Annotated in this window: 25 protein-coding genes and 1 pseudogene; 12 read left to right on the forward strand and 14 right to left on the reverse strand. The window is 72.6% G+C overall.

Annotated features, from left to right (window positions below; genetic code table 11):
- Nucleotides 1-29: 29 nt before the first annotated feature.
- Genes ETD96_RS05000 through ETD96_RS05010 form a run of 3 tightly spaced genes read right to left on the reverse strand, consistent with a single transcriptional unit; the run spans nt 30 to nt 1692 of the window.
- Nucleotides 30-794, reverse strand: coding sequence for a class I SAM-dependent methyltransferase (locus tag ETD96_RS05000; RefSeq protein ID WP_387069453.1), 765 nt, complete (start codon nt 792-794; stop codon nt 30-32).
- Entirely contained in the window at nt 791-1441 is a 651-nt protein-coding gene (locus tag ETD96_RS05005; RefSeq protein WP_138634762.1) for a GNAT family N-acetyltransferase, read from the reverse strand. The genes ETD96_RS05000 and ETD96_RS05005 overlap by 4 nt, the downstream gene beginning before the upstream one ends.
- Before the next feature lie 53 nt (nt 1442-1494).
- Nucleotides 1495-1692: a hypothetical protein gene (locus ETD96_RS05010; protein WP_138634765.1), complete on the reverse strand. Its 198-nt coding sequence runs from the start codon at nt 1690-1692 to the stop codon at nt 1495-1497.
- 119 nt (nt 1693-1811) lie between these two features.
- Between ETD96_RS05010 and ETD96_RS05015 the strand changes: the two genes are divergently transcribed.
- Both ETD96_RS05015 and ETD96_RS05020 read left to right on the forward strand, forming a co-directional pair.
- Entirely contained in the window at nt 1812-3053 is a 1242-nt protein-coding gene (locus ETD96_RS05015) for an ROK family transcriptional regulator (protein WP_138634768.1), read from the forward strand.
- Nucleotides 3054-3143: 90 nt separating this feature from the next.
- On the forward strand, nt 3144-3686 hold the full coding sequence (locus ETD96_RS05020; protein WP_138634771.1) for a hypothetical protein: 543 nt from the start codon (nt 3144-3146) through the stop codon (nt 3684-3686).
- On the opposite strand, the gene ETD96_RS05025 is transcribed toward ETD96_RS05020, so the two are convergent.
- From ETD96_RS05025 to ETD96_RS05045, 5 genes are all read right to left on the reverse strand, one after another.
- Entirely contained in the window at nt 3671-3955 is a 285-nt protein-coding gene (locus ETD96_RS05025) for a chorismate mutase (RefSeq protein ID WP_138634774.1), read from the reverse strand. The two genes, ETD96_RS05020 and ETD96_RS05025, sit on opposite strands and share 16 nt — an antisense overlap.
- Before the next feature lie 27 nt (nt 3956-3982).
- Nucleotides 3983-5518, reverse strand: a complete 1536-nt coding sequence (locus tag ETD96_RS05030) for a serine/threonine-protein kinase (protein WP_138634777.1) — start codon at nt 5516-5518, stop codon at nt 3983-3985.
- Between the two features lie 136 nt (nt 5519-5654).
- Nucleotides 5655-7397, reverse strand: a complete 1743-nt coding sequence (locus tag ETD96_RS05035; protein WP_171068860.1) for a protein kinase domain-containing protein — start codon at nt 7395-7397, stop codon at nt 5655-5657.
- Between the two features lie 82 nt (nt 7398-7479).
- Nucleotides 7480-7893 (reverse strand): MarR family winged helix-turn-helix transcriptional regulator, encoded by a 414-nt coding sequence (locus tag ETD96_RS05040; protein WP_138634783.1) that lies wholly within the window; start codon nt 7891-7893, stop codon nt 7480-7482.
- A gap of 19 nt (nt 7894-7912) precedes the next feature.
- A complete protein-coding gene (locus ETD96_RS05045) occupies nt 7913-9208 on the reverse strand; it encodes a GH1 family beta-glucosidase (protein ID WP_138634786.1) in 1296 nt (431 codons plus the stop codon).
- 140 nt (nt 9209-9348) lie between these two features.
- Here ETD96_RS05045 and ETD96_RS05050 point away from each other — a divergent pair, with 140 nt between their 5' ends.
- From ETD96_RS05050 to ETD96_RS05070, 5 genes are all read left to right on the forward strand, one after another.
- Entirely contained in the window at nt 9349-9972 is a 624-nt protein-coding gene (locus ETD96_RS05050) for a TetR/AcrR family transcriptional regulator (protein ID WP_138634789.1), read from the forward strand.
- A 111-nt stretch (nt 9973-10083) separates the two neighbouring features.
- Nucleotides 10084-10692, forward strand: coding sequence for an LURP-one-related family protein (locus tag ETD96_RS05055; protein ID WP_240807242.1), 609 nt, complete (start codon nt 10084-10086; stop codon nt 10690-10692).
- A gap of 200 nt (nt 10693-10892) precedes the next feature.
- Nucleotides 10893-11999, forward strand: a complete 1107-nt coding sequence (locus ETD96_RS05060; protein WP_138634792.1) for a ferritin-like domain-containing protein — start codon at nt 10893-10895, stop codon at nt 11997-11999.
- Between the two features lie 261 nt (nt 12000-12260).
- The gene (locus ETD96_RS05065; protein ID WP_138634794.1) at nt 12261-13106 is read left to right on the forward strand and encodes a hypothetical protein; all 846 of its coding nucleotides are present in this window, start codon (nt 12261-12263) and stop codon (nt 13104-13106) included.
- A gap of 474 nt (nt 13107-13580) precedes the next feature.
- Nucleotides 13581-14234, forward strand: a complete 654-nt coding sequence (locus ETD96_RS05070; protein ID WP_240807244.1) for a septal ring lytic transglycosylase RlpA family protein — start codon at nt 13581-13583, stop codon at nt 14232-14234.
- 20 nt (nt 14235-14254) lie between these two features.
- Here the strand turns inward: ETD96_RS05070 and ETD96_RS05075 are convergent, their stop codons facing one another.
- Nucleotides 14255-15184 carry an alpha/beta hydrolase gene (locus ETD96_RS05075; RefSeq protein ID WP_205719109.1) on the reverse strand — a complete coding sequence of 310 codons (930 nt, stop codon included), beginning with the start codon at nt 15182-15184 and terminating at the stop codon, nt 14255-14257.
- A gap of 269 nt (nt 15185-15453) precedes the next feature.
- Between ETD96_RS05075 and ETD96_RS05080 the strand changes: the two genes are divergently transcribed.
- Nucleotides 15454-15816, forward strand: coding sequence for a YkvA family protein (locus ETD96_RS05080; RefSeq protein ID WP_138634797.1), 363 nt, complete (start codon nt 15454-15456; stop codon nt 15814-15816).
- Between the two features lie 45 nt (nt 15817-15861).
- Here the strand turns inward: ETD96_RS05080 and ETD96_RS05085 are convergent, their stop codons facing one another.
- From ETD96_RS05085 to ETD96_RS05095, 3 genes are read right to left on the reverse strand one after another with little or no spacing between them, the layout of a single operon-like run.
- Nucleotides 15862-16674 carry a hypothetical protein gene (locus ETD96_RS05085; protein ID WP_138634800.1) on the reverse strand — a complete coding sequence of 271 codons (813 nt, stop codon included), beginning with the start codon at nt 16672-16674 and terminating at the stop codon, nt 15862-15864.
- Complete coding sequence (locus tag ETD96_RS05090; protein WP_138634803.1) at nt 16671-17162, reverse strand: SigE family RNA polymerase sigma factor; 492 nt, start codon at nt 17160-17162, stop codon at nt 16671-16673. The genes ETD96_RS05085 and ETD96_RS05090 overlap by 4 nt, the downstream gene beginning before the upstream one ends.
- A 48-nt stretch (nt 17163-17210) precedes the next feature.
- The gene (locus tag ETD96_RS05095; RefSeq protein ID WP_274704589.1) at nt 17211-17960 is read right to left on the reverse strand and encodes an IclR family transcriptional regulator; all 750 of its coding nucleotides are present in this window, start codon (nt 17958-17960) and stop codon (nt 17211-17213) included.
- A gap of 1580 nt (nt 17961-19540) precedes the next feature.
- Here ETD96_RS05095 and ETD96_RS05100 point away from each other — a divergent pair.
- The 4 genes from ETD96_RS05100 to ETD96_RS05115 all read left to right on the forward strand — a co-directional run bounded on the left by ETD96_RS05100 (nt 19541) and on the right by ETD96_RS05115 (nt 24902).
- Nucleotides 19541-19777, forward strand: coding sequence for a hypothetical protein (locus tag ETD96_RS05100; protein WP_138634806.1), 237 nt, complete (start codon nt 19541-19543; stop codon nt 19775-19777).
- 147 nt (nt 19778-19924) lie between these two features.
- Nucleotides 19925-20173, forward strand: coding sequence for a TFIIB-type zinc ribbon-containing protein (locus tag ETD96_RS05105; RefSeq protein ID WP_171068862.1), 249 nt, complete (start codon nt 19925-19927; stop codon nt 20171-20173).
- A gap of 239 nt (nt 20174-20412) precedes the next feature.
- Nucleotides 20413-22197 (forward strand): fatty acyl-AMP ligase, encoded by a 1785-nt coding sequence (locus ETD96_RS05110; RefSeq protein ID WP_138634812.1) that lies wholly within the window; start codon nt 20413-20415, stop codon nt 22195-22197.
- Between the two features lie 44 nt (nt 22198-22241).
- Complete coding sequence (locus ETD96_RS05115) at nt 22242-24902, forward strand: MMPL family transporter (protein ID WP_138634815.1); 2661 nt, start codon at nt 22242-22244, stop codon at nt 24900-24902.
- Between the two features lie 27 nt (nt 24903-24929).
- On the opposite strand, the gene ETD96_RS05120 is transcribed toward ETD96_RS05115, so the two are convergent.
- Nucleotides 24930-26159, reverse strand: a complete 1230-nt coding sequence (locus tag ETD96_RS05120) for a glycosyltransferase (RefSeq protein WP_171068863.1) — start codon at nt 26157-26159, stop codon at nt 24930-24932.
- Nucleotides 26160-26167: 8 nt separating this feature from the next.
- Nucleotides 26168-26586 (reverse strand): annotated as a pseudogene (locus ETD96_RS44400) (hypothetical protein); the annotation flags it as partial.

The raw sequence follows: 26586 nt of genomic DNA on the forward strand, positions 1-26586 counted from the left end.
CACGGCCCTCCGACAGACCGCCGGGCGGGTCAGCCGGGCTTGCGCGCCTCGATGAGGACGCGGGACGAGTGGGCGATGAAGGGCCCCTCGCGGCGGATCCGGTCGTGCAGGGCGCGGAGGCGGTCGCGGTGCTCGGCGACGGTGAAGCCGGGGACGATCCAGATGACCTTGCGCAGGAAGTGGACGACCGCGCCGATGTCGGAGAACTCCATGCGGAGGCGCTCGTGGCGCAGGTCGGCGATGTCGAGCCCGGCGGCGCGGGCGTCGGCGCTCTCGACGTCGGGATGGCGGGCGCCGCGCGCCTCCGGCTGCGGGCCGAGGAAGTACTCCGTGAGCTCGAAGACGCTCGCGGGGCCCACGTGCTGCGCGAAGTACGTCCCGCCGGGGGCGAGGACGCGGGCGATCTCCGCCCACCGGACGGTGGCGGGATGGCGGCTCACGACGAGGTCGAACGCCTCGTCGGCGAACGGCAGGACGCCGGTGTCGGCGACCACGACCACGCCCCGGGGGTGCAGGAGGCGGGTGGCCTTGGCGAGGTTCGGCGGCCAGGACTCGGTGGCGGCCATGGTCGGCGGGAAGGTCCCGGCACCGGCCAGGACCTCCCCGCCGCCCGTCTCGATGTCGAGCGCCGCGGTGGCGCGGGCCAGGCGGTCGCTCATGAGCCGCTGGTAGCCCCAGGAGGGGCGCTGCTCGGTGGCGCGGCCGTCGAACCAGGAGAAGTCCCAGCCTTCGACGGGCGCCGATTCGGCCTCGTCCAGCAGTTCCTCGAAGGTGCGGTCGATCGGCGGGTTCATCGGTCGGAGACTCCGAACATGGGGAGGCACGGGGCGAGGCCCTCGACGGTGACGGGAACGGCGGCGTGCTTCTCCCAGTCCGCGCGGGTGAGGCGCACGTGGTGCTCGGTGGTCGCCGCGCCGCGGATGACCTGGCGTCCGATGCCGTTGTCGGTGTAGCCGAGCTTGCGCGACACCGCGCGGGACGCGTGGCTGTCGGCGAAGGCGCTGGACAGGGCCTCGTCGGCGCCGAGCCCGGCGAAGGCCAGGTGCAGGACGGCGGCTCTCATCTCGGTGCCGATCCCCTGCCCGTGGTGGCGCATGCCGAGCCACGAGCCGCTGTGCACCTGGCGCAGGACGGCGAGGTCGCGGGCCCTGAGGTCCTGCTGGCCGACGATCTCGCCGGCGTGGAAGACGCTGAGGTTGAGCTGCCAGTTCTCGGGCGTCCAGCGTCCGAGCGTCTCCCAGTGGTGCTGGACGACGCCCCGGGCGATCTCGGCGGGCGGCCGGTCCGTCCACGGGACCATGAACGGCATCGTGTCCGGCGCGTGGACGCCCTCGGCCGCGACGTCCGCCAGCGCGCCGAGTTCTTCCGGGGACGGCAGCCGCAGTTCGAGGCGCGGTGTTCTCAGCCGGAGCCCCAGCACGGGGAAGTGGTCGACCAGCATTCCCTCACGATGCCGGGTCGGCGCGCCCGGCCGCATCCCGTTTTCGCGGCGCGTCAGTGGCCGAGGAGCAGGAAGACGATGCCGCCGACGAGGTGGGCGACCACGGTGATGATCAGGACGGCGACGAAGACGTTCTTCGCCGTCGGGTGGTCGAACTGGGAGCCGGGGCGGCCGCGGTGCTCCGAACGCGCCTCGGCCTGCCGTTCGAGGTCGTCCAGCGACGGCAGGAAGGACGGTCGCTTCAGGGCCATCGGTCAATGTCCTTCCTGGTCAGGGAGCGATGCTCGCTCTTCTTTCCAACGCTCGGGCAACCCTGTTCTAATCCGTCCGCGATGGGGCCGGGGGCCGCTCCTTGGGTAGCTTGGACGGCATGTCCTCCTCTCTCCTGTCGGGTGTCACCGGCCCCGCGCGGCGGGTGCCGCAGCCGACGCGGCGGCGCAACGCCGGTGCCGTGCTGCGGGAGGTGCACCGGGACGGGGCGGTGTCGCGCACCGAACTGGCCGAGCGGATGGGCGTCAACCGGAGCACGATCCTCACGCTGATCGCGAAGCTGGCCGCCACCGGGCTGGTGCGGGAGGAGCCGGCCGCCGCGACGGGCCGCGCGGGCCGGCCGTCGCTGGTCGTCCGCGCGGAGAGCGCGCGGGCGTACGTGCTGGCCTTCGACGTCGCCGTGGACCGGCTCGTCGCCGCCAGGGTCGGCCTCGGCGGGACGGTGCTGGAGCGCCGGGAGGCGCCGCGCCGCCGCGGCGAGGACGACCTCGACGAGGTGGTCGGCGCCCTCGCCGGGTTCGGCGGCGCGCTCGTGGCCGCCGCGCCCGACGGAGCGGAGTGCGTCGGCGTCGGGGTGTCGTACTGCGGCATGATCAGGGCCGTCGACGGCAAGGTGCGGCTGGCGCCCACCATGGGCTGGACGGACCTCGACGTCGGCCCGGAACTCGGCCGGCGGCTGGGGCTCGGGCTGCCGGTGGCGGTCGGCAACGAGGCCCACCTGGGCGCGCTGGCCGAGTACGTGCGCGGCGCGGGCGTCGGCAGCCGCAACCTCGTCTACCTGCACGGGGACGTCGGGGTGGGCGGCGGCATCATCGTCGGCGGCCGGCTGCTGGACGGCGACGAGGGCTACGCCGCCGAACTCGGCCACATGATCGTGAACCCGTACGACGGGCGGCCCTGCAACTGCGGTTCGCGCGGCTGCCTGGAGGCGGAGGTCGGCGAACCGGCGCTGCTGGAGGCCGCCGGACGCGCCGGCGGGCCGGTCGGCCGGGACGGTGTGCGCGCGGTCGTCGCGGCGGCCGAGCGGGGCGACCCGGCGGCCCGGGACGCCCTGGACCGGGTCGGCGGCTGGCTCGGCATCGGCGTCGTCAACCTGATCAACCTGTTCAATCCCGGCGTCGTCGTCTTCGGCGGCATGCTGAGCGAGATCTACCGGGGCGCGGCGCCGCAGGTCCGGGCCCGCGTCCGGACGAGCGGCCTGCCGGTGTCGCGGGAGCGGGTCGCGCTCCGCACCGCCGCCCTCGGCTACGACGCGACGCTGGCGGGCGCCGCCGAGCTGGGCTTCGCCGCGCTGCTGGCCGACCCGCTGGGCGTCCTCGGCGCCGAGCGCGCGAACGCCTAGGGCCGGACGGCCCGTTTCCCTCCGGCGGGGGATGGTCACGGCTCTCGCGGGTGACGTGGCGGAGGGGCCGCGCCGATGAGCATGAAGTCCATGACCACCATCGCCCGTCCGGTGCCCGTGTGGGCCGACCGCGTCGCCCACCTCGTCCCGCTGACCGTCCTGCCGTCCGGCCTGTGGCGGATCGCCCTCGGCCTCGGCGTGCCGATGGGGTTCGCGGAGGGCGGCGAGATGGCCGACTTCCCGCATCCGATCGGCACCCCGTACGTCTTCGCGCTGAGCGTCGTCTGCGAGCTCTTCGCGCTGCTCGCGTTCGGGCTGGTCCGGCCGTGGGGCGAGGTGTTCCCGCGCTGGTTCCCGCTCGTCGGCGGGCGCCGCGTGCCCGTGCCGTTCGCCGTCGGCGCGGCGACGCTGGGGGCGGCGGCCGTCACGGCCCTGGGCCTGGTGGGCGCTTCCGGCTGGACGGACGCGATGGCCGACAGCGACAGCCCGCACGGCTTCGCCGGGGCCGTGATGACGGCCGCCTACGCGCCGTTCCTCGCCTGGGGGCCGCTGCTGGCGGTGCTGACCGTCCACTACTACCGCCGCCGGACGGTGCCGGCCGCGGGGCGGCTCTCGGGTCAGCTCGGGCGCTGAGCGGCGTGCTCCGCCAGCTCCAGGTCGATGAACGCGGCGATCATCGCCCGCCAGACGGCCTCCGCGACCTCGGGCGCGAGGCCCGCGTCCGCCGCCCGCCGCCGCGCCAGCGCGACGACCCGCTCCACCCGGTCCGGGGCGCGGACCGCCTGCTCGTCGGTCTTGAAGGCGGCGGCGGCGCGCACCAGGCCCTGCCGCTCCGCCAGCAGGCGGACGAGCTCGCCGTCGATGCCGTCGATCCGGGCCCGCACCTCGTCCAGCGAATCCATGGGGCGATCATTCCAGCTCGCCCGGAGTCAGCCGTTGCCGCCCCAGCGCGGGCCGCTGTAGCGCATGAGGACGCCTTCGAGCTCCTGCCGGGAACCCTTGATCCGGTGGACGGGCATGACGACGATCCAGCCCGTCTTCCTCTCCAGGTAGCACAGCGGGGTGCGCGGCCCTCTCGTCGGTGGATGACCGGTGCCGGCGGCAGGGGATACGCACAGCGACCATCCGGCGGGTGAGTCCGCGCGGCGGACCACCACGCGGCCGATCCCCTGCCACGGGTAGCGGACGAGCCGGCCGCCGAACCGGACCTGGATGCCGTTGTGGCTGATTTCCAGGTCGCACGGGCTCAGCAGTTCCCTGATGAGCGGGACGAGCCAGGCCACGGGAACGCGGACGAGCGCGATGGCCATCACGAAGAGCACCGCGAGGATCAGCACGAGCAAGGGCTCGCCCCCGGAATCCGCCATGCCGACCACGCTCTTCAAGGTGAAGAGGCCGAGGACGAGGCCGAGCAGAAAGCGGAGCGAATGCCCGACGAGCGCCAGCGCGACGGGAAGTCTGTTGCCTTTGAAGAGCACGGGCGGAAGCTGCGTGGCCGCATGGGTTTCCGGGGCGACGAGCGTCCACCCGGTGGCCTCGCCCGCGGCTCCTTGCCCGGCTCCGGCTCCTTGCCCGGCTCCAACCTGGGGGCCGGTCCCGAAGGCGGGATCGGTGCCGGGGGCGGGATAGCGGGTCAGCATTTCCTGGACGGGCTGCGGAAGCCACGCCCCGCTGCCGCCGGCCGGGCGCAGCGCGTCCAGCAGTTCCGGCGGCTTCGGTCGCGCCGCCGGGTCCTTGGCGAGGCAGCTCGCGACGATGTCACGGATGGGGACGGGCAGGGCGTCCAGGTTGGGTTCCTTGTGGACGACCCGGTAGACCAGGGCCTCCGACGGCCCTTCGCCGAAGGGCCGCATCCCCATGACATGCGCGAGGACGGCGCCGAGGGCGAAGACGTCGCAGGCGGGCGTGACGGTCCCCTCGGACAGCAGTTCGGGCGCCATGAATCCGGGCGTCCCGGCGTGCGCGGTGACACCGGACGCGTCCACGGCGCGGGCGATGCCGAAATCGATGACGCGCGGGCCGTCCGCCGCGAGCAGCACGTTCGAGGGCTTGAGGTCGCGGTGCACGACGCCGGCGAGGTGGATGGCCTCCAGGGCCTCCGCTAACCCGGCGCCCAGCACGAGGGCCGACTCGAGCGGGAACGGGCCGTGCTCGGCGACGGCGGCGGCGAGCGACGGCCCGGGGACGTAGGCCGTGACCAGCCACGGGACGGGGGCGTCGAGATCCGCGTCCACGACCGGGGCGGTGTGGAAGCCGCCGACCTGGCGCGCCGCTTCGACCTCGCGTTTGAAACGCCGCCGGAACTCGGCGTCGGAGGCCAGCCCCGGATGGACGAGTTTGACCGCCACCGGGCGCCCGCCCGGGGACGAGCCGAGGAATACCTGCCCCATTCCGCCCGCGCCCAGCCGGGCCGAGAGCGCATATCGGCCGACCGCGCGAGGGTCTCCAGGTCGCAGGTCCTCCACCGCGGCTCCCCGTGCTCCGATGTTCAGGTTTCCGCTCGCCGGGGCGAGTCGACCGCCATTAAAGCGGACCGGTACGGCGGGGTGTAGGTCAGGAGACGCAGAAGCGGCGAATACGGGAAGGGATGGCAATCGGGCGCTATGCCGCCGAGGTGGTGAACTCGGTGATCGTGACCTTCTGCTTGGGCCGGCCGTCGTCGCCGCTCTCCGTGCCCTTCCCGGCGACCCGGTCGATGACGTTCAGGCCGGAGGTGACCTGCCCGAAGACCGAATAGGAGTGGTCGATGGCCGGTGCGTCCCCGTAGAGGATGAAGAACTGGCTGCTGTTGGTGCCGGGGCCCGCGTTGGCCATGGCCACGGTGCCCCTGTTGTAGGGCGCGGACGTGTTCTCGTTGGCGAACACGTAGGACGCGCCTCCGGCTCCGGTTCCGGTCGGGTCACCGCATTGGAGGACCTTCAGGCTCGGGTTCGTGGTCAGGCGGTGGCATGACGTGCCGTTATAGAAGTTCTTCTTGACGAGGAATGCGAGCGAGTTCACCGTGCATGGCGCCGCCGGGTCCAGTTTCAGTTCCAGGACGCCGACGTTGGTCTTGATGGTGGCCTTGGTGGGCAGTTGGGGCGGGCTGACCGGCGGCGTCCCGACGAACTTCACCTGATTGCTGGACGAGGGCGGGTAGGTGCATTTGGCTCCGGCGTGCGTCGTCTGCGCGACCGGCTTGCCGCTGTTCGGATCGTCCGTCTTCTTCGTGCCGGGCTCGTCGCCGCCGTTCAGCAGGATCGCGGTGGTGAGCCCGCCCACCACCAGCAGCACACCGGCCGCCGCCGCACCGGCGACGAGCAGCGGACGCTTGCTCCGCCCCTTCGCCGGGCGCGTGCTCGCGGCGGCGGGGAAACCCGGCGGCAGCCCGACCGGGCTGGCGCCGGGAGCGGTGCCCCCGCCGAACGAAGGCCCGGCGTTGGGCGGAGCGGGGGCGGCGGCCGGCGGCGTCCACGGGCCGGCCGGAGGCGGGGGTGCGATCGGCGCGGCATGCGCGGTACCGGCGGGACGGGTGGCGGCGGAGGTGCCCTCGGCGAGGAGGTTGGCGTCCGGCCCGATGCCGAGGAGCCGCTGGAGCACCTGCGTGGCGGTGAGCCGGTCCGCCGGGTCCTTGGCCAGGCAGGACGCCGCGAGATCGCGGAGCCGGTCGGTGAGCGCGCCGAGGTCCGGCTCCCCGTACAGGATGCGCTGCATGATCGCCGGGACCGAGTCGCCGCCGAACGGCGGCACCCCGTTGGCGGCGAACGCCATCGTGCAGGCCCACGCGAACATGTCCACGGGCGCGCCGCCGGACGAGCCCGACACCTGCTCGGGCGCCATGTAGGCGGGCGTGCCGACGGCGCCGGTCATGGTGGCGGACGTGGCGTCGAGCGGCCGCGCGATGCCGAAGTCGATGACCTTCGGGCCGTCCGGGCCGAGCAGCACGTTGGCCGGCTTGAAGTCGCGGTGGACGACGCCCGCCTCGTGGATCGCGGCCAGCGCGGTCGCGGTGCCGATCGCCAGCCGGACCTGCTCGTCGGGGGACGCGGTGCCGCGCTCGGCGATCAGGTCCTTCAGCGACGGGCCGTCGACGTACTCGGTGATGATGTGCGGGAGGTCGTCGTCGGCGGTGGCGGCGAGGACGCGGGCGGTGCAGAACGGGGCGACGCGCCGGGCCGCGGCGAGCTCCCGCTCGAACGCGGTGCGGGCCCGCGGGTCCCGGCCGAAGTCGGCGTGCAGCAGCTTCACGGCGACGCGCTGCCCGGTCTCGTCCGACTCGCCCAGGTAGACGGTGCCCTGGGCGCCCTCGCCGATCCGGGCCGTCAGCCGGAATCCGCCCACCTCGCGCGGATCGTTGCTGCGCAACGGACGACTTTCCGGCATCCACTACCTCCCCGGCGAAATCGGAGAGAGCAGACTATCCGGGAGGTCCGCCGCGGCGCGCGGGTCAGTCCGTCCGGCCGATGCGCAGGAGCAGGTCGAGGAGGGCGGCCCGCTGGTCCTCCGCCAGCGGGGCGAAGAGTTCGGCGAGGGCCTCGTCGGCGACGGCGTGCCCGGCCGCCAGGGTCTTCTCGCCGGCGGGCGTGAGGTGGTGCTCGATGCTCCGGCCCGCGCCCGGGCGCCGGTCGATGAGCCCCTGCGCGGTGAGGCGCCCGGCGAGCGTCCCGAACGCCTGCTCGCTCTGGAACGTCTCGGCGGCGAGCGCCCGGGCGGACGCGCCCGGGGAGCGGCTGATCGCCCGGAGCGCGTCCCACTGCGCCAGCGTGGTGCCGACGCCGGCGAGCCTGCCGTCAAGGGCCCGGTGGTGCCGGTACTGGGCCTGCCTGAGGGCTCTACCGAGGACTTGTCCTTCGACGGGCATACTCCCAGCGTAAAACCGGTTACGGCGACGCTATGAGATCCCTGTACCAGCCGTAGGACTTCTTTGGGGTGCGCTTCTGCGTCGTGTAGTCGACGTGGACGAGGCCGAAGCGCGGGTGGTAGCCCTCGGACCATTCGAAGTTGTCCAGCAGCGACCACGCGAAGTAGCCGCGGACGTCGATGCCCTCGTCGACGGCGGTGCGCATGGCCTTGATGTGGGCGTCCATGAACGCGATGCGGGACGAGTCGTCCACCGTGCCGTCCGCGCCGATCTCGTCGGGGAACGAGCACCCGTTCTCCGTTATATAGAGGGGCGGCAGGTCGTAGCGGGTGTCGAGCGTGCGGAGCAGTGACAGGAAGGCGTCCGGGACGATCGGCCAGCCCATGCCGGTCGTGGGGTACTCGGTGATCTCCGTGATCTCGAACGGCAGCGGCCCTTCGGCCGGCGTCGTCAGCCGCGTCGGCTGGTAGTAGTTCACGCCGAGGAAGTCGATGGGCGAGGCGATGACCGACATGTCCGCCGACCGGATGTAGGGCGCGTCCCCCATCAGGTCGGGGTAGCGGCCGAGCAGCACGGGGTCGGTGAACAGCCGGTTCATGAACGTGTCGAACGCGTCGGCGGCGGGCTGGTCGGCGGGGGACGCGGCCCACGCCGGCGAGTAGTGGTTCGTCAGCCCGACGGCGCGGGCGTTGCGGCTGCGCAGCGCGGTGACGGCGAGGCCGTGCGCGAGGAGCTGGTGGTGCGCGGTGGGGAGCGCGTCCAGCATCAGCGCCCGGCCGGGCGCGTAGACGCCGAACGCGTAGCCGTAGGCCATGACGACCACGGGCTCGTTCAGGGTTATCCACATGTCCACGCGGTCCGCGAGCCGCTCGGCCGCCAGGTAGGAGAATTCGGCGAACCGGTAGGCGGTGTCACGTTCCAGCCACCCGCCGGCGTCTTCGAGCGGCTGCGGGAGGTCCCAGTGGTAGAGGGTGGCGGCGGGGGAGATGCCGGCGGCGAGCAGGCCGTCCACGAGCCGGTCGTAGAAGTCGAGGCCCTTGGCGTTGACGGGCCCGCTCCCCGACGGCTGGACGCGCGGCCACGCGATCGAGAACCGGTAGGCGTCGACGCCGAGGCCCCCCATCAGCGCGACGTCCTCCGGCCACCGGTGGTAGTGGTCGCAGGCGACGTCGCCGGTGTGGCCGTCCCGGACGCGTCCCGGCGTGCGCGCGAAGGTGTCCCAGGTGGACGGGCCCCTCCCGTCCTCGTCCACCGCGCCCTCGATCTGGTAGGCGGCGGTGGCGACGCCCCAGCGGAAGCCTTCCGGAAGCCCCATCGCGATCCCCTCCCGAAAATGCGAATAGCCTTCGGATATTAGTGGCGGGGTGGTGCGGGCGGAAGACTCCGGTGGCCCCGGGGTGGGTAACGGCTAGGCGGTCCATGCGGGGCACCCCCGCGGTCGGGGACAATGACCTGGTGACCGAGATCCGGACCCCGCTCCGCCGCCGTCCCGCCCAGCGCCGCAGCGCCGAACGCGTCCAGCGGATGCTCGACGCCTGCGCGGACATCCTCGACGAGGACGGCTACGACGGCCTCACCACGACGCGCATCGCCCAGCGCGCCGAAGTGGCGATCGGCTCGGTGTACCAGTTCTTCCCCGACAAGCGCGCCGTCGCGCAGGCCCTCGCCCTGCGCAACCTGGAGGAGTTCGGCGACCGCATCTCCGCGCGGCTGGCCGCGGGCGGGTTCGGCGACTGGTCCGACACGGTCGGCGCCATCATCGAGATCTTCGTCGAGATGCACCGCACCGTCCCCGGCTTCCGCGTGCTGCGCTTCGGCGACGTCGCCGACGTCAACCTGCTCGACTCCGACGCCGACAACAACGCCGTCGTCGCCGACCGGCTGCGCCGCATGATCGTGGGCACGTTCGACGTCCAGGACACCCCCGGCCTCGCCACCGCCCTCGCCATCGCGGTCGAGGCCGGCGACGCCGTGCTGAAGATGGCCTTCCGCCGCAGCCCCGAGGGCGACCCCGAGATCGTCGCCGAGGCCGAGCGCATGATCCACGCCTACCTCGCCTCCCACATCCAGCACTCCTGATCAGCGCCCTCCCCCCATCGCCCAAAGGCGTCGGGGTCCCCCACTCCCGGAAAAACCGGGATGTCGGGGACGCGCTGTGGCAGACTCCCACCGCACAATGCGACAGAACGGGTGAGTCCGCTGGACGAAGAGAGACTGCAGGCGCAGAACAGGCTGCTGATCCGGCAGCGGGTGCGCCTGATGGTGAACCAGTACGAGGTGCACGCCGAGGCCCCCGGCGGCGGGGAGGGCGAGCTGCTCGCCTTCGCGCAGCAGAAGCGGTTGGCGTTCAAGGAGCAGGTCACCCTGTACTCGGACGACACCAAGACGCGTCCGATCCTCGGCTTCAAGGCGCGCAAGCGGATCGACCTCGCGTCCGCCTACGACATCACCGACGCGCACGGGCAGCCGATCGGCGTCTTCCGCAAGGACTTCAAGAAGTCGCTGCTGGCCTCCACCTGGCACATGGAGCAGCCGGGCCTCGGCGTGACCACGGGCAGCGAGCGCAACAAGTTCGTGGCCGTGCTGCGGCGCGTCTGGCAGATCATCCCGTACGTGGACAGCCTGCCGTTCGCCTGGCCGTACCACTTCGACTTCTACGCGGGCGACCAGGTCGTCTTCTCGGTGGAGAAGAAGTTCGGGTTCCGCGACCGCTACACCGTCGACATCAAGGACCCGCGCCTCGACCGCCGGCTCGTCATCGCGCAGGCCGTCGGCCTGGACGCCCTCCAGTCCCGCTGACCCGGCGCCCGTCCGCGCACCGGCCCGCTCGTCCCCTCGCCCGCGTCTCCCCCCGGGGAGGTGCGGGCGACGGCTTTGGGACGTTCCCGCGAGGGCCCTGGTTTCCCCGGGCTTTACATGTTACGAAGGTATGTAAAGCCGTGGGCGGTGCAGACCGGCGTCGCGAGGGCGCGGCGCAACGCCTGGAGGAGGATCCCCCCGTGAGTTCCTTTGACCTCTACTCCACCCCGGTCCCGACCGAGACGTGGAACGTCCCCATGGCGGGAGAGACCCGCTTCACCTGGGAGTACGACGACGGACGCGACCGGCTGCTGAACCTGTACCAGAAGGGCAAGGACAAGCAGTGGGACGCGCAGAAGCGCATCGACTGGGACCTTGAGGTGGACCCCCTCAACGTCGCCGGGCTGCCGGAGAACTTCAACCCCCTCTTCGGGTCCGACATCTGGGAGAAGATGTCGCAGAAGGAGCGGGACGAGTTCGGCCGGCACCAGGGATCGTGGCTGTTCAGCCAGTTCCTGCACGGCGAGCAGGGGGCGCTGAACGTGTCGGCGCGGATCGTCCAGTCCGTCCCCGACCTGGACTCGAAGTTCTACGCGGCGACCCAGACGATGGACGAGGCGCGGCACGTCGAGCTGTACACGAAGTTCCTGCACGAGAAGATCGGGATGTACTACCCGATCAACCAGGACCTGGCGAAGCTGCTCGCCGAGTCGCTGGAGGACAGCCGCTGGGACCTGCCCTACCTCGGCATGCAGGTCCTCATCGAGGGCCTCGCGCTCGCCGCGTTCGGGCTGTACCGCGACATGTCGACGAACCCGCTGGTCAAGCAGCTGCTGGCGTACGTCATGCAGGACGAGGCGCGGCACGTCGCGTTCGGGCGGCTCGCGCTCAAGGACTACTACGCCGAGCTCACCGAGAAGGAGCGGGCCGAGCGCGAGGAGTTCGTCGTCGAGGGCTGCTACCTGATGCGCGACCGCTTCAAGGGGCGCGAGATCTTCGAGACGCTCGACATGCCCGTCGAGAAGTGCATGGAGTTCGTCGACAACTCCGATATGTACACCCTCTATCAGTCCCTGCTGTTCAGCCGGATCGTGCCGTGCGTCCGGGACGTCGGCCTCTGGGGCGACAAGGTGCAGGCGGCCTACCAGGACATGGGCGTTCTCGACAACGCCAAGGCCGACCTGGAGGCGCTGATGAAGCAGGACGAGGAGATCGCCGAGAAGGTCGACGAGGAGCGCTACGCGGCGGAGGTCGCGGCGCGCAAGGACGAGGTCGACGAGGCCATCTCGCTCGGCGCGGCCGAGTAACCGGGGCCGGACGGAGGCGGGGGCGCCGGGCGCGGCGCCCCCGCCTTCTCTTATGTCGGAAATTGTCATCCTTTGGCGACTCGGGCGCGGCCGAGTATCAATTCCAGGGAGATCTTTCCGCGGTTCGGCAATTGATTCCCTAATCGGCCGTACGCGCCTTCCGGTTGTACTAACGTCCCCGCTCGACGGTGCGCCGAATTCGCCGGTCCGGCGGGCGCACATCACACGTGCAGGGTCAAGCCGGAAAAACCGGGGGGAAACATGAACCGATCTGCCAGAGGTCTGCTGGGCGCCGCCGTCGTCGCTCCGTTCGCCGCCGTGCTCGCGGTCGCGTCCGCGCCCGCGAACGCCGCGCACACGCCGGCGGGGGACGTGCCGGGCCCGTCCACCGAACTGCTCTACGACACGGCCGCCGCCGCCCACCCGATCAGCGGGGCGGTCCCGGACCCCGTCCTGCGGACCGGCGGCCAGACCGCCGAGCGCGCGACGGGCGCCGTCGACGACGCGCTCCGCGGCGCTCCGGGCGCCACCGGCATCGCGCCCGTCTCCGCCCGGCGGACGGCCGCGGTGCCCGCCCCGCCGGACTCCGGCGTGGCGGACGGCGGGGAGCTCCTGAAGAAGCTCGGCGACACGGTCGGCCAGGGCGCCCTCGGCGACCTGCCGGGCGCGCGGGCCGCCGCGCCGGGCGCGCGCCGCACCGGCGCGCCGGTGAGCATGCCGGCCGACGGGCTGCAGGAGGTGCTGCCCGCGAACGTCGCGAACGTGCCGGCCACGCTCGCCGCCGCGAAGGCCGTCGGGGTGCCGGTCGGCACGATGCTCTTCCCGCCGCGCGAGCGCCGCGCCACGCCGGTGCCGGCCGACGACGTCCTCGGCCAGACCAACGGCGCCGTGAACGACGCCGGCGTGAAGCTCGACCAGACCCAGGAGGGGCTCGGCAACGTCGTGGACGTGCTGAAGGCCAAGGGCGCGACCGAGCGCCGGGCGGACGGCCCCGGCCCGCGCCCGGCGGCCGGTCCGCTGGAGGGCGGCCCGCTGGAGAACGGTCCGCTGGCGGGGCCGCTGTCCATGCTGAGCACGACCGGGCTCGGCGTGCCCGGACTCGGGTGACGCGCACCCTCTAGTCCACCGCGACGGGGCGTTCCGCGGATGCGATCGGCATCCTCGGGAACGCCCCGTCGCGTTGTCCGCGAACGGTTGTTATCTGCCCGAGATCGCCGGTCAAGGGAGAGTAAAGACGATCTACATAGGGCGTGACCGCGTGAAGTTGATCGACTCCGCAGCGCAAAGAGTCGGGTGACAAACCCCACAAACCAGGGCCCTACGTCTTGATTCACACGAGACACAACGTACGGTCAAGGACTTGTGCGGCGCTTTAGTGATCAAAAGTGAAGAAGCATTTCCCGCCGCACCTGCCGGACGCCGGACCGCGATGACGCGGACGCGCCTGAGAGCGGCGCGGAGACGGGACGGGCGAGCGCGCCCGCCGGCGGCGGAGGACTCGGGGGACGGAGAGGTCGCCTGAGCGCGCCGTGAGATGAAGCCGGGCGTCCGGGGCCCTGTCCCCTAACAAAGGACTCCTCTGTGAGCAGCCCTGTTAGACGCCTGCTTCGCGCGCGCCTGCGCACCGTCCTGATCGTCTCCGGCGCCGCCGTCGCCGTCCTCGCCGCCGGGGCGTTCGCCCTGGTCAACGGGGACGGGTCGGCGAGATCCGCGCAGGCGGCGCAGACCGCGAAGCGGCCCGCCGACCCGCTCGCCGACCGCCCGGACGCCGACGCGCCGCGGGTGAGCCGCGGCGGGACGCGCGCACCGGAGCCGTCGCCGACGGCGTCGAAGGACCCGGAGAACCAGCAGCGGCCCAAGGAGCGGGAGAAGGCGCCGAAGTCGGACGCCGCCGCCGCGCACCTGGCGAAGCCGAAGCAGAAGACCGCGAAGAAGCACAAGGTCATCGCGTCGGGATCGTGCGAGGCCTCCTACTACTGGGAGGGCCAGATGACCGCGAGCGGTGAGCGTTTCGACCCCGACGAACTGACGGCCGCGCACAAGACGCTGCCGATGGGCTCCAAGGTCCGGGTCACGAACAAGAACAACGACCGTTCGGTCGTCGTCCGCATCAACGACCGCGGCCCGTACGCGGGCGGCCGCTGCCTGGACCTGTCCAGGGCGGCGATGAAGAAGGTCGGCGGCACCGGGTCGGGTGTGATCCCCGTCCGCTACGAGGTGCTGTCGCGCGGCTGAGCCGCGTCATCTCCCGCCGGTCACGAGGGGTGGCCGGCGACCGCTCCCGGCCGCGCGGCCGGGGCGGCGCCGGCCGCGCCGTCCGCCGACCAGGCGCCGTGCCTGCCGTCCTCGGCCGGCCCGGTGTCGGCCAGATGGTCGCGGAACCAGTCGGTGAGGGCGGTGTCCACCTGGACGGCCTCGGTGATGGGCGGGCGCGGCTCGGTGCCGGGCTCGGCGGCCAGCGCGTGCCCCATCCGGAACGTGGTCGACTCGACCGCCCCGGTGCCGTGCCGGCGCAGCAGGTCGCGCAGGGCGGTGATCTCGCGGGGCGGGACGACGCGGTCCTTGGCGCCGCCGATGAGCAGCGTCGGGACGTCGCGTCCGGCGAGGCCGGGGGCGAGCGCGCCGAGGTCGAGGCGGTCGGCGCGGGCGGCGGCGTGGGGCGTCCAGTCCCGCTCGCGGCCGGACCGCTGCTCCACCGCCCGCGCGGCCCGCGCCGGGGCGGTCACGGGCGCGACGAGCGCGGCGGTGCGCACCGGCACGGTGTCGCTCAGGACGGCCAGCAGCGCGGCGGCGGCGCCCGTGCTGAACCCGGCCAGCGCGACCGGGCCGTCCGGGAGCGCGAGGTCGCGGCGGATCTCGGCGAGGGCGGTGGGCAGCCGCTCCACGGCGTCCTCGACCGCGGCGCAGTACGCCTCGATGGCCTCGGTCTCCAGGATCGCGCCCGAGCCGAGCCCGCCCGGTGAGCGGCCCGGCAGGTCGAGGAAGACCCGCCACACCGGCACGCCCGTCATCGGGACCGCCGCCGCGAGCGCCGCGGCCGTGCGGGGCGGGTCGAACCCGGGCCAGGCCACGATCAGCCGGACCGGGCCGGAGGCTTCGGCGTCGACCGCGGTCGGGGGCAGCGCGACGTAGGCGTCGCCTGCCGCGGTGCCATGGACGGGACGGTTCGTATGGTCGCCGCTCATATCGGTTCGTCACTCCTGCGATGCTCGACGGGCCGTGCCGGTCGTGCTGGGGGAGCCGCCCGTAGGGACATGCTGGCAGCGGACGCCGGGCAACACGCCGCGAATCGCCGCACCTCGGCCGCGGGAGTGATGAAGAACTCACCTCGGTTCGCGCGGAACGGCGCCAGGTGATCCGACAAGGGGAACATTTCCGGCGGGCGTCGCGTCCTAGGTAAGCGTGGGCGCCGCGGGGGCGCGCCCTCACGACCCCGTTCGGACGAGGAGTGCTCGTGAACAGCAAGCGCAGCGCGGCCGCCGCCGGCCAGGCCTGGCAGATCTACAGCGAGACCCTGAAGCCCGACGCGCCGGGGTTCTGGGAGCGGGTGCGGGCCGTCCCGCGGATGCTCAAGTCGGTCCTGCGCGGGCAGTACAAGGGCATGTCCTTCGGGACGCTCGGCCTGCTCGCCCTCGGCCTCGTGTACATCGTCTCCCCGATCGACGCCGTCCCCGACGTGATCCCGGTCGTGGGCATCGCCGACGACACCGGCCTGGCCCTGTGGCTCGCGGCCGTGCTCGTCCGCTCCGCCGGCGACTTCGTCACCTGGGAGCGCAGCGGCCGCCCGACCGTCATCGTCGGCGAGCCCGTCGACTGACGAGCGCGCGGCGCCCCCGCGTAGGGCGGGGACGCCGCGGGGCGGTCAGGGCACGTCGACCTGAACCGGAGTGCCGTAGCCGGAGAACTCGATCACGGACGTGAACCGCACCGGGTCGCGGTCGGCGATCTCGGGGTCCGCGGACCTGATGACGGTCGTCTGCTCGATCCGCCGCACCTTCCGATCGGCCACGGTGACCGTCCCGTCGACGCGGTCGCCCGTTGGGGGGCCACCGGTCTTGAGGGGCGCGTACGTGAACGTGTACGTCCCCTCGCCGGCGGGCGTCACCTTGCCGAGCGTCTGCAGGCGCCGCAGCAGGGACGCCGGGTCCGCCGCGAGCGACGCCGGGGCCAGCGTGCCCCGGGACAGCATGCCGAAGCCGCCCTCGATCTCCTTCCAGGTCCCGCGGTAGACGTATGTCCGGTCGTCGACGAACCGCAGTTCCGGTGCCGTCCGCGCGGACAGCGGCCCGCGCAGGTAGCCGCGGTGCTTCGCGGCGTCGAAGGCCCCCCGGTACCGCTCGACGTGCGGGCGCCGGTCCCCCTGCCGCATCGTGTTGGTCATCTCGACGGTGAAGCTCGTCGCGGAGGTCGCCTCCACGGCGGCGACCAGCGTCGTCCGTCCGTCCGCCTTGCCGGGCGGTTGCACGGGAGCCGTCCCGGAGGCCGTCCCGGCCGCGAGCGCGACCGCCAGCGCGCCGGCCGCGACGGCGGTGGTGGATCCGCCGAGCACCGCCGCCCGCCGGGTCCGCTTCGCTCGCCTGCCGCGCCGCAGCACCTCGTCCACCGGGGCGGGGGACGGCGTGCCGCCGGACAGGGAGCCGAGCGCGTCCGTGAGTCGCTGCTCCTGAACGTTCACAGGGAGACCTCCTCCTTCGCGCCGAGCAGGCCGCGCAGCCGCGCCATCGCCCGGGAATGCTGCTTCTTGACGGTCCCGACGGAGCACCCCAGTGCCGCCGCGACCGACTTCTCCGTCATGTCCTCGTAGTGGCGCAGGAAGACGATGGCGCGCTGGCGCTGCGGCAGGGCCAGCAGCGCGCGGCGGAGCTCGTCGTCCGGTCCCGCCGGCGCCGCGACACCGCGGTCGGGCCCGGCGGCCGTGAGCGTCTCCCTGCGGCGCCGCCGCCACCGGCTGACGTTGCCGTTGACGAGCATGCGCCGCAGGTAGGCGTCGGGTTCGCCGGCCGAGACGCGGCGCCACCGCACGTAGAGCCGCACCAGGCAGTCCTGGAGCAGTTCCTCCGCGAGGTGGGGGTCGCCGGTCAGGAGAACGGCCAGCCCGTAGTGCCGGGTCCATGCCGCCGCGACGAAGGCGCTGTACGCGTCGTCGTGCGTTGTCTCTTTCACGGCGCTCTAACGCGGCGGGGGCGGTGGAAGGTTGACAGCCCGCGCGCGTCAGGACGTCGTGGGGCTCAGTTCCTTCGCGAAGCGTTCGGCGGCGTCCCGCATGATGGGCACGACGCCCGGGACGGCCTCGCTCGTCATGCGCCCGGACGGGCCGGACACCGAGATCGCCGTCAGCGTCGGCGTCCCCGGCAGCGGCACCGCGACGCAGCGGACGCCGATCTCCTGCTCCTCGTCGTCCAGCGCGTAGCCCTGCTCGCGGATCCGGTCCAGCTCGGCCAGCAGCGCGTCCGGGTCGGTGAAGGTCTTGGGGGTGTGCGCGTCCATGCCCGTGCGCGCCAGGATCTCCCGCACCCGCTGGTCGGACAGCTGCGACAGCAGCGCCTTGCCCACGCCGGTGCAATGCGGCTGGACGCGCCGCCCCACCTCGGTGAACATGCGCATCGAGTGCTTGGACGGCACCTGCGCGACGTAGACGGCCTCGTCGCCCTCCAGCACCGCCATGTTGGCGGTCTCCCCGATCTCGTCCACCAGGCGGGCCAGCACGGGCCGCGCCCACGTGCCGAGCAGCCGGCTCGCGCCCTCGCCGAGCCTGATGAGCCGCGGCCCGAGGGCGTACCGCTTGGACGGCTCCTGCCGGACGTAGCCCTTGTTCACGAGCGTGCGCATCAGCCGGTAGATCGTGGGCATCGGCAGCCCGGAGACCTCCGTCAGCTCCGACAGCGCCATCTCGCCGCCCGCGTCCGCCAGATGCTCCAGCAGGTCGAACGCGCGCTCCAGCGACCGAACGGCCTCCGCCACCCCGGTCTCCTCTCCCTCGCCGCAGCCAAACCCGATTCTACGGAGAACCGTTTTCGCTATGTGAAAGAGGGTCCGCCACCGGAGTGATGCACGTTACTAGCACCGGCGTTTTGGCAATAACTGTCTGTGCCCGGCGCCGCGGCGCCGCCCCCTGGCAGCCATGAAGGAGACCGCTAGGGGGAACGGTGCGCCGAAGGACATGCTGGGGTGCGATCACTGCCACCGGCACGCTGGCCGTACCGCTCGTGCTGATGAGCCCGGCCGCCGAGGCCGTACCGGACGGACGCCCGGCGAATGTCCGTTTACTCATGAACCAGGAGCTCGCCGGCGTCACCACGTCCGGACCCGAGTACGCCGTGGTGTACACGGTCCGTGTCCATGCGGAAGGCGGCATCGCGCGCGGCGCGACCCTGCGCCTCACCGCAGAGCGCCCTCTTGCCTGGACGAGTCGCCCAGCAGACTGCACCGAGGCCGGTCCGGGGCGCCTCGACTGCGCGCTGGGTGACGTCGGCGAGAAGCCACGCGTACGGACGGCCACGCTGCGGCTCCCCGCGTCAAGGGTGCCGGGACCGTCGGCGAAGCCTCTGAACATCCGCGCGATGGCGGACGCCTCGAACGCCGCCGGCCGTTCGTTGGACGCCGTGTTCGGCTTCTCCGACACCACCTCGACCTCGCCCACGCCTACGTCCACGCCTTCGTCTGCGCCTACGTCCGCGCCGTCCTGTGACGGCGCACCGTGCCCCACGGAACCGTCCCGTCCGAAGCCCGTCCCCAGTCCCTGCCCGTCCGGCGAGTTGAGCAGCGACGGCAGCGCCTGCGCGTCCGCCGAACCGTCCGGTCCTGAGCAGAACGCTCACTCACCGGCCGATTCGGATAAGCCAGGGGCAGACACCTCGCCTGCGGCCGATCCCTGCACCATGGGCGACGCGAGTCCGGGACGGAGCCCATGTCCTACGCCGGAGACGTCCGACCCGAAGCCGACCTCAAGCGGGCACTCCGGACCCGCACCCACGGCCGGTCATCCGAGGCCGAGCCCAAGTGGCAGTCACTTGCCGACAAGTACGCCGTGTGGCACCGGCAAGCCGCGCAAGGGTTCGAAGCCCTGTCTCGCCTCGGAAAGCCCTGAGGCGACTCCTAGCCCGTCCACGCCGAAACTGAGTACGGGCGGCAGCCACGCGCCGAAAACGTCCAGCCCGAAGACGTCCAGCCCCAAGGCATCCAGCCCAAAGCAGTCAGTGCCGAAGCAGTCAGTGCCGAAGCAGTCAGTGCCGAAGACGTCCGTGCCGAAGACGTCCGTGCCGAAGACGTCCGTGCCGAAGGTGCCTGTGCCGGAGGTGGCTGAGCCAGAGGCGTCTGTGCCCGAGCCCAGTACGAGCGCTCACCCCACTAAGAAGCCTGCGGAGCTGCCCAGTTTCAGCGGTCAGGCCACTGATGCGCCTGATGACGGTCAGTGCGGCGAGGACGAGCCCTGCGTCGCGGTGGGGCCTCCGGGGAGTGGCGACGGTCCGGACGGGGGTGTGCTTCCGGGGTCGGGGGCCGGCGGACCGCCGCCGCCCAGCGTCGCGCCGCCGAAGGAGGTCGTGCTGCCGCCCGTCAGCGCGGCTCAAGGGCCGCGGGCCGCGTCCGGCGCGAACCGGATGACGCTGATGGCGCCGGTCGGGCTGGAGCAGGGCGACGAGCTGGACTGGGCGGTCGTCATCGGTGTCGCGCTCATCGCGGAGATCGGGCTGCTCTGGGGGGCCGCCTGCATCGGCCTCTACAGGCGGCGGCTGGCGCTGCGGCGGTCGCTGGAGGCGGATGACGCCGCCGCCGGGTGACGCGCCCGGACTGGGGGAAGGCGACGCGAACGGGGGTGCCCGGCCTTCGGACAGACGGATCGAATGGCGGACCATACCGAAACGGCCGCCATGTCAGTAGGCTGTCCGCCTGACAGTAAAGCCGTCGTTACGGACAGGGGATCCGGTATGTCAGAGACGACGCTGCAGTGTCCGAAGTGCGAGTCGAAGCTCGACACCCACGAACGCCACGGCGTGGTGATCGAGGAATGCCCGGGATGCAAGGGCGTGTTCCTCGACCGCGGCGAACTGGAGCAGTTGATCGACGCCGAGAGCCGTTATCTCGCGGAGCTTCCGGACGAGGTCAACCCCGAGACGACGTACCAGGGGCGGCACCGCCGGGGCATCGTGGAGCGGATCTTTTCCGGCGAGGCGTGAGCGCGGGCACGGTCGGTGACCGGGCGAACGCCCAGGCGTGAAAGGGATTTTCCGCTTGTCACGGGGGTGACAAACCCGGCTTCGGCGAATGTGGCCGGGAGCTAATATCGCGTGCTGACTACCATCCGGTAGCTTGACGATCATCGCCGGTCGCCGGGGGGCGCGCCCCGGCTCCGCCGATGGCGCCCGCCCGTCCGCACGAGGGCCCCGTCCGGCCCGTCCCCTCGGGAGAATGTTCAATGGCTCTGGGCTCGCTGCTTCCCGAACTGCTGCCCGGCGGCTCCGGCCGCACCCCGCTGATCGAACGGGTCGCGAGGTGGGCGAGGGAGAAGCCGGACGCGCCGGCCTACACCTTCGTCGACTACTCGGCCGACCCGGCGGGCGCGCACGTCACGGCGAGCTGGGCCGAGACGGACCGCCGGGCGCGCGCGATGGCGGCGACGCTGCGGCAGGTCACCGGGCCGGGCGAGCGGGCCGCGCTGCTGCTGCCGCAGACACTCGAGTACATGATGACGATGCTCGGCGCGATGCACGCGCACGTCATCGCGGTGCCGCTGTTCTCGCCCGACCTGCCCGGGCACGCCGACCGGCTGATCGGCGCCTACACCGACGCGGAGCCCGCGGTCATCGTCACGACGCGGAACGCGCTGCCGCACGTGGAGAAGTTCCTCGCCGACCACGACGTCCCCCGGCCCAAGGAGATCGTGTTCGCCGAGGAGGTCGACCTCGCGCTGGCCGACCGGTGGGAGGACGAGCCCATCGGCTTCGACGACCTCGCGTACCTGCAGTACACGTCGGGGTCGACGCGCCGCCCGGCCGGGGTCGAGATCACGCACGGGAACGTGACGGCGAACGCGGCGCAGCTGTGGTCCGGGTGGGCGCCCGAGAAGCCGAACCCGGAGCTGGTGAGCTGGCTGCCGCTGTTCCACGACATGGGCATGATCGCGACGATGGCGCTGCCGCTGGTGAACGGCGACCACGCCATCTACACCGACCCGGTGTCGTTCATCATGAACCCGATGCGCTGGCTGCAGCTGATCGCGTCGCGGCCGGGCAGGAACGTCTACACGGCGGGGCCGAACTTCGCGTTCGAGTACGTCGCGACGGCGGCGACGCCGGAGAAGATCGCCGGCCTGGACCTGTCCGGGCTGACGACCTGCCTGAACGGCGCCGAGCCGATCCGCCCGTCGACGCTGTCGGTGTTCGCGGACGCGCTGGCGCCGGCCGGGCTGCGGCCGGGCGCGCAGGCCCCCGGCTACGGGCTCGCCGAGGCGACGGTGTTCGTCACCGCGGCGGCCGAGGACGTTCCGCCGAAGGTCATTTCGGTGGACCGGGAGGCGCTCACACAGGGCGAGCTGCGGCTGCGCGAGGGCGGGTCCGAGCTGGTGTCGTGCGGCGGCCCCTGCGGGCAGCTCGTCGCGATCGTCGACCCGGAGACGCGGGTCGAGCAGCCGGACGGCCGGGTCGGCGAGATCTGGGTGCACGGCCCCAACACGGCCCCCGGCTACTGGCGCAACTCGGAGCGCAGCCAGGACACGTTCGGCGGCGAGCTGAGCGAGCCCGGCGACCTTCCGGCCGGGCCGTGGATGAAGACCGGCGACTACGGCGTCGTCCACGAGGGCGAGCTGTACGTCACCGGCCGCATCAAGGACCTCATCATCGTGGACGGCCGCAACCACTACCCGCAGGACATCGAGGTCACGACGCAGGAGGCGCACGCCGCGGTCCGCCCCGACCACGTCGCCGCGTTCGCGCTCACCGGCGAGGAGACCGAGCGGCTCGTCGTCGTCGCCGAGCGCAACCGCCGCGTCCCGCTCGGCCGGCTCGACCTGGACGAGGTCGAGGCGGCGGTGCGCGGCGCCGTCAACATCGAGCACGAGATGGGCGTGCACGACTTCGTGTTGGTCGAACCGGGTGGCGTGTCGCGCACGTCGAGCGGAAAGATCGCACGTGCGGCGACGCGGCAGCGGTATCTGGACGGCGCGCTGCCGACGACGGCGGCGCGGCTGGCGTCCCGCAAGTAGCTTCGACACGGGCGGCCCGCCGCCCGCGGTGACACAGGAGGATCATGCTTTCGGGGCTGGGGCGTCTCATCCACCGGCGACGCTGGACCAGCCTCGTGCTGATCCTGCTGACGACCGTGGTCGCGGGCGGCTGGGGCCTCGGCGTGTTCGCCAAGTTCAAGGAGGGCGGCTTCGAGGACCCGGACGCGTCCTCGACGCTCGTCGCCAAGCTCGGCGCGACCTACTTCGGCAGCACGAACCCCGACGTCCTCGTCCTCTACACGAGCGACACGATGACGGTGGACGACCCGCGCTACGAGGCGAGCGTCATCGGCACGGTGGCGCGGCTGCCGACGGCGAACGTCGAGGAGATCATCTCCTACTGGTCGTTCGACGGCGACGCGGCGAAGTCGTTCGCGTCCCACGACCGGCGCTCGACGTTCGTCGCGGTGAAGATCCGCGGCAAGACCGGTGCCGAGAAGGCCGAGAACTACCACGCGGTCGAGGACCGGCTGTCGGCGGCGCCGGGGCTGCGCGTGCAGCTCGGCGGCAGCATCCCGCTCGGTGAGGAGTTCGGCCAACAGGTCGTCAAGGACATCGTCCGCGCGGAGCTGATCACGGCGCTGCCGCTGTTCATCCTGCTGATGATCCTGTTCGGGGCGTGGACGGCGGCGCAGCTGCCGATGGCCGTGGCGATCTTCGCGACCGTCGGCGGCCTGGCCGTGCTCCATGTGGTGACGTACGCGGCGGACGTGACGTCGTTCGCCCTCGAAGTCGTCACGATGATGGGCGTCGGCCTGTCGATCGACTACTCGCTGTTCATCATCAGCCGGTTCCGTGAGGAACTGGAGAGAGGCATGTCCGCGCAAGGTCTGCCACCGGGCAAACCTTGGAAGCGGGAGCGGGACAAGGCCGCGCGCAAGGCCGCGAAGAAGGCGTACAAGGAGGCCCTGGAGCCGATCCGGGAGTCGGCCTTGGCCGCGACCATGGCGACCGCGGGCCGCACCATCATGGTCAGCGGCATCACCGTGTCGGCGGCTCTCGCGGGCCTGCTGCTCTTCCCGCAGATGTTCCTCCGGACGATCGGGCTCGCCGGCATCGCCACGGTCATGGTCGCCGTGTTCGGCGCCATCGTCCTGCTGCCGACGCTGCTGGCGATCCTCGGCAGGGGCGTCGAGTTCGGGCGGATGCCGTGGCGGCGGCCCACGGCCAGGCGCGCGCAGCGCGACCCGGAGAGCGGCTTCTGGTACCGGCTGGGCCACAGCGTGATGAAGCATCCGCTGCCGTACTTCGCGGTCGTGCTCGTCATCCTCGGCGTGATGTTCGTGCCGTTCCTGAACGTCCAGTTCGGCAGCGTGGACGCGCGCGTCCTGCCGAAGGACAGCCCCACCCGCGCCGTCGTCGAGACGGTCAAGAAGGAGTTCCCGAACGGGTCCGCCGAGCCGATCGACGTGGTCGTCTCCGGCGACCTCATCCCGCGCGACTGGAAGCCCGCCAAGAAGGGCGACCCCATTCCGCCCTACCTGGAGGAGTTCCGGCAGAACCTGGCGAAGCTCCCCGGCGTCACCGAGGCGCAGTTCACCGGCTACTCGGGCGCGTACGGCGGTGTGCGCATCTCCGTCACGCACAAGTACGAGCCGATGGACCAGCACGCCCAGGACCTCGTCAAGGACATCCGCGCGATGAGCCTGTCCAAGGACGGCTATCCGATGCACGTCGACGTCGGCGGCAGCACGGCCTCGCAGATGGACCTGATGTCGAGCCTGATGCGCACGCTGCCGAAGATGGCGCTGTTCGTCGGGGTCGCCACGTTCATCCTGCTCTTCATGTTCTTCGGGTCGATCGTGCTGCCGCTGAAGGCGATCGTGATGAACGTCCTGTCGATCGGGGCCTCGTTCGGCGCGATCGTGTGGGGCTTCCAGTACGGGCATCTCGCCGGCGTCCTGGACTTCACCCCGACGGGCGGCGTCGAGGCCACCAGCATGATCCTCATCCTCGCGGTCGTGTTCGGCCTGTCGATGGACTACGAGGTCTTCCTGCTCAGCCGCATCCGCGAGGAATGGGACCTCACGCACGACAACCGCGTCGCGGTCGCGTCCGGCATGCAGCACACCGGCGGCATCATCACCAGCGCGGCGCTGCTGTTCCTCGTGGTGGTCGCCGCGTTCAGCATGGCGGGCATCACGGTCGTGAAGCTGATCGGCGTCGGCATGTTCGTCGCGGTCGTGGTGGACGCGGCGCTCGTCCGGTCGCTGCTCGTCCCGGCGACGATGCGGTTCATGGGCGCGGCGAACTGGTGGCTGCCGCCCTTCCTCGCCGGGCTGCACGCCCGCATGGACCTGCGCGAGCACACCGCCGCCGTTCCGGCGGGCGCGACCGCCGCGCCGCCGCGCATGCCGGACGAGCAGCCCTTCCCCTACGCCCTGAACTGGGCGGAGGTGAAGGCCGCACCGGCGGTTGAACCGCAGCCGGTGGACGCGCACGACGCCTTCCGGCCCGCTCCGCAGCCGCCCGCCGAGCCGGAGCCGCCGCAGCTGGTGTTCCGGTCGGCCAACGGCGCCGGGGCCGCGTCCGCCGAGGCCGCGTCCGGCGGGGCGCCGTGGCGGCCCTGGGCGGACGGCCCGCCGCAGCCGAGGGCGCCCCAGCGCCCGCGTGCGAGGCGGGCGATCGTCCCCGCCCCGGACGGGTCGGGCTGGCGCTGGAGCGACACCGCCGACGACCGCTGACGCGCGTGCCGCGACGCCGTCTGGGGCTCAGCGCAGCAGCGTGTCGATGACCTCGCGGGCGCGGCCGACGCCGTCCTCGGCGCGGATGCGCCGGCCGAGGTCGTCGGCGCGGTCCGCGACGTCGGGGTCCTGGACGGCGCGCCGGACCTCGGCCGCGAGCCGGGGCACCGTCATCGCCCGGAACGGCAGCGGCCGCGGCCCGGCGCCGAGCGCGGCGACGCGCTCGCCCCAGTAGGGCTGGTCGCCGAAGAACGGGCACACCACGGTCGGCACGCCGGCCCGCAGCCCCGCCGCGGTCGTGCCGGCGCCGCCGTGGTGCACGACCGCCGCCATGCGCGGGAACAGCCACGCGTGCGGGACGTCCCGCACGGCGAGGACGTGCTCGTCCGACGTCGCCGGATCGCCCTGCACGATGCCGCGCACCCCGGCGAGCTTCAAAGCCGTCCGCACGGTGAGGTCGGTCATCGCGGAGTCCTTCGGCACCATGCTCCCGAACCCGACGTAGACGGGCGCGGGACCGGCCGCGAGGAACTCCGACAGCTCCGCCGGAGGCTCCCACTCGGGCTCGTCGAGGAACCAGTACCCGGTGAGGTGCACGCCGGCGCCCCAGTCGGCGGGCCGCGGCACGACCACCGGGCTGAAGCACGCCAGCACCGGGCCGTCCGGGCGCCGGCCCCGCAGCGGCAGCCTCGGCAGCCCGAGCGAGGCGTCCCGCCACGGGTTGATGAACGGCCGCGACAGCTGCCAGGCGATCTCGTCGACCGCCCGGAAACTCGCGCGCCGCCCCCACGGCCCGAGCATTCGCGCCTGCGGGACGAACGGATGCGGGAACGCGCCGGTCGGTTCGCTCGGCTGGAAATGAATCAGCGCCCATGGCACGCCGAGATGCTCGCCGATATGGCGGGGAAGGAATCCGAGTGTGGGCCCGAGGATGAGGTCCGCGCCCTTACAGGCGTCCGAACACTCGGCGAGGAGCCGTTCCGCCATCGGGCCGAGGATGCGCCGGAACCCGCCGAGGAACTTCACCGGATTCCGGCCGCCCGCGAGCAGTTCCTGCCCGGCGTCCGATTCCAGGATCTCGGTCGGATCGGCGGTCAGCGGTGCGAGTTCCAGGCCCGCCGCGACGGCCATCGGCGCGTACCGGGCGCTCGCCACGAGCCGCACCTCGTCGCCGCGCGCCCGCAGCGCCCGGCCGAGCGCGACGCACGGCTGGATGTCCCCGCGCGACCCGGCCGCGAAGATCACGATTCTGCTCACGGTGCCTCCTACCAGGCGTCGCTGCGCGGGACGGGCTGCGGACCGTCGGCCGGGCCCTCCTCCTCCGGGACGTACGGCTCGTACCAGCCCTCGGGCGGCGCGGGCCGCTCCTCGGCGTCCGCGCTGTCTCCGGGGTCCGCGGCGTCCGTGACCGGCGTCTCGGCGGCCTCGGGTGCGTCGGCGTCGGGTTCCGCCAGGCTGCCGCCGCGCACCCGCCACACCGGCGCCGCCCCGAGGTCGGCCGGCGCGGACGCCCCCTCGCCGGCCTGCGGCGGGACCGCCGGGATCGGGGCGGTGGGAGGGGCGCCCTCGCCGCTCGGCCAGTCCTCCCAGGCGTTCGCAGCCGCAGGCGGAGCAGGCGGCGACGCACCGGTCAAGCCGGGCTCGATGCAGTCCTCGAACGCGCAGTTGGCGCCCTGCCCGAAGA

The organism is Actinomadura geliboluensis (assembly GCF_005889745.1).
In the GTDB taxonomy this organism is placed as follows: Bacteria; Actinomycetota; Actinomycetes; order Streptosporangiales; family Streptosporangiaceae; genus Spirillospora; species Spirillospora geliboluensis.

Bases quoted from the DNA above. Each gene is read 5' to 3' on its own strand.
- ETD96_RS05000 (WP_387069453.1), bottom strand. From the start codon at position 794: ATGAACCCGCCGATCGACCGCACCTTCGAGGAACTGCTGGACGAGGCC.
- ETD96_RS05005 (WP_138634762.1), bottom strand. From the start codon at position 1,441: ATGCTGGTCGACCACTTCCCCGTGCTGGGGCTCCGGCTGAGAACACCG.
- ETD96_RS05010 (WP_138634765.1), bottom strand. From the start codon at position 1,692: ATGGCCCTGAAGCGACCGTCCTTCCTGCCGTCGCTGGACGACCTCGAA.
- ETD96_RS05015 (WP_138634768.1), top strand. From the start codon at position 1,812: ATGTCCTCCTCTCTCCTGTCGGGTGTCACCGGCCCCGCGCGGCGGGTG.
- ETD96_RS05020 (WP_138634771.1), top strand. From the start codon at position 3,144: ATGACCACCATCGCCCGTCCGGTGCCCGTGTGGGCCGACCGCGTCGCC.
- ETD96_RS05025 (WP_138634774.1), bottom strand. From the start codon at position 3,955: ATGGATTCGCTGGACGAGGTGCGGGCCCGGATCGACGGCATCGACGGC.
- ETD96_RS05040 (WP_138634783.1), bottom strand. From the start codon at position 7,893: ATGCCCGTCGAAGGACAAGTCCTCGGTAGAGCCCTCAGGCAGGCCCAG.
- ETD96_RS05045 (WP_138634786.1), bottom strand. From the start codon at position 9,208: ATGGGGCTTCCGGAAGGCTTCCGCTGGGGCGTCGCCACCGCCGCCTAC.
- ETD96_RS05065 (WP_138634794.1), top strand. From the start codon at position 12,261: ATGAACCGATCTGCCAGAGGTCTGCTGGGCGCCGCCGTCGTCGCTCCG.
- ETD96_RS05075 (WP_205719109.1), bottom strand. From the start codon at position 15,184: ATGAGCGGCGACCATACGAACCGTCCCGTCCATGGCACCGCGGCAGGC.
- ETD96_RS05105 (WP_171068862.1), top strand. From the start codon at position 19,925: ATGTCAGAGACGACGCTGCAGTGTCCGAAGTGCGAGTCGAAGCTCGAC.
- ETD96_RS05110 (WP_138634812.1), top strand. From the start codon at position 20,413: ATGGCTCTGGGCTCGCTGCTTCCCGAACTGCTGCCCGGCGGCTCCGGC.
- ETD96_RS05115 (WP_138634815.1), top strand. From the start codon at position 22,242: ATGCTTTCGGGGCTGGGGCGTCTCATCCACCGGCGACGCTGGACCAGC.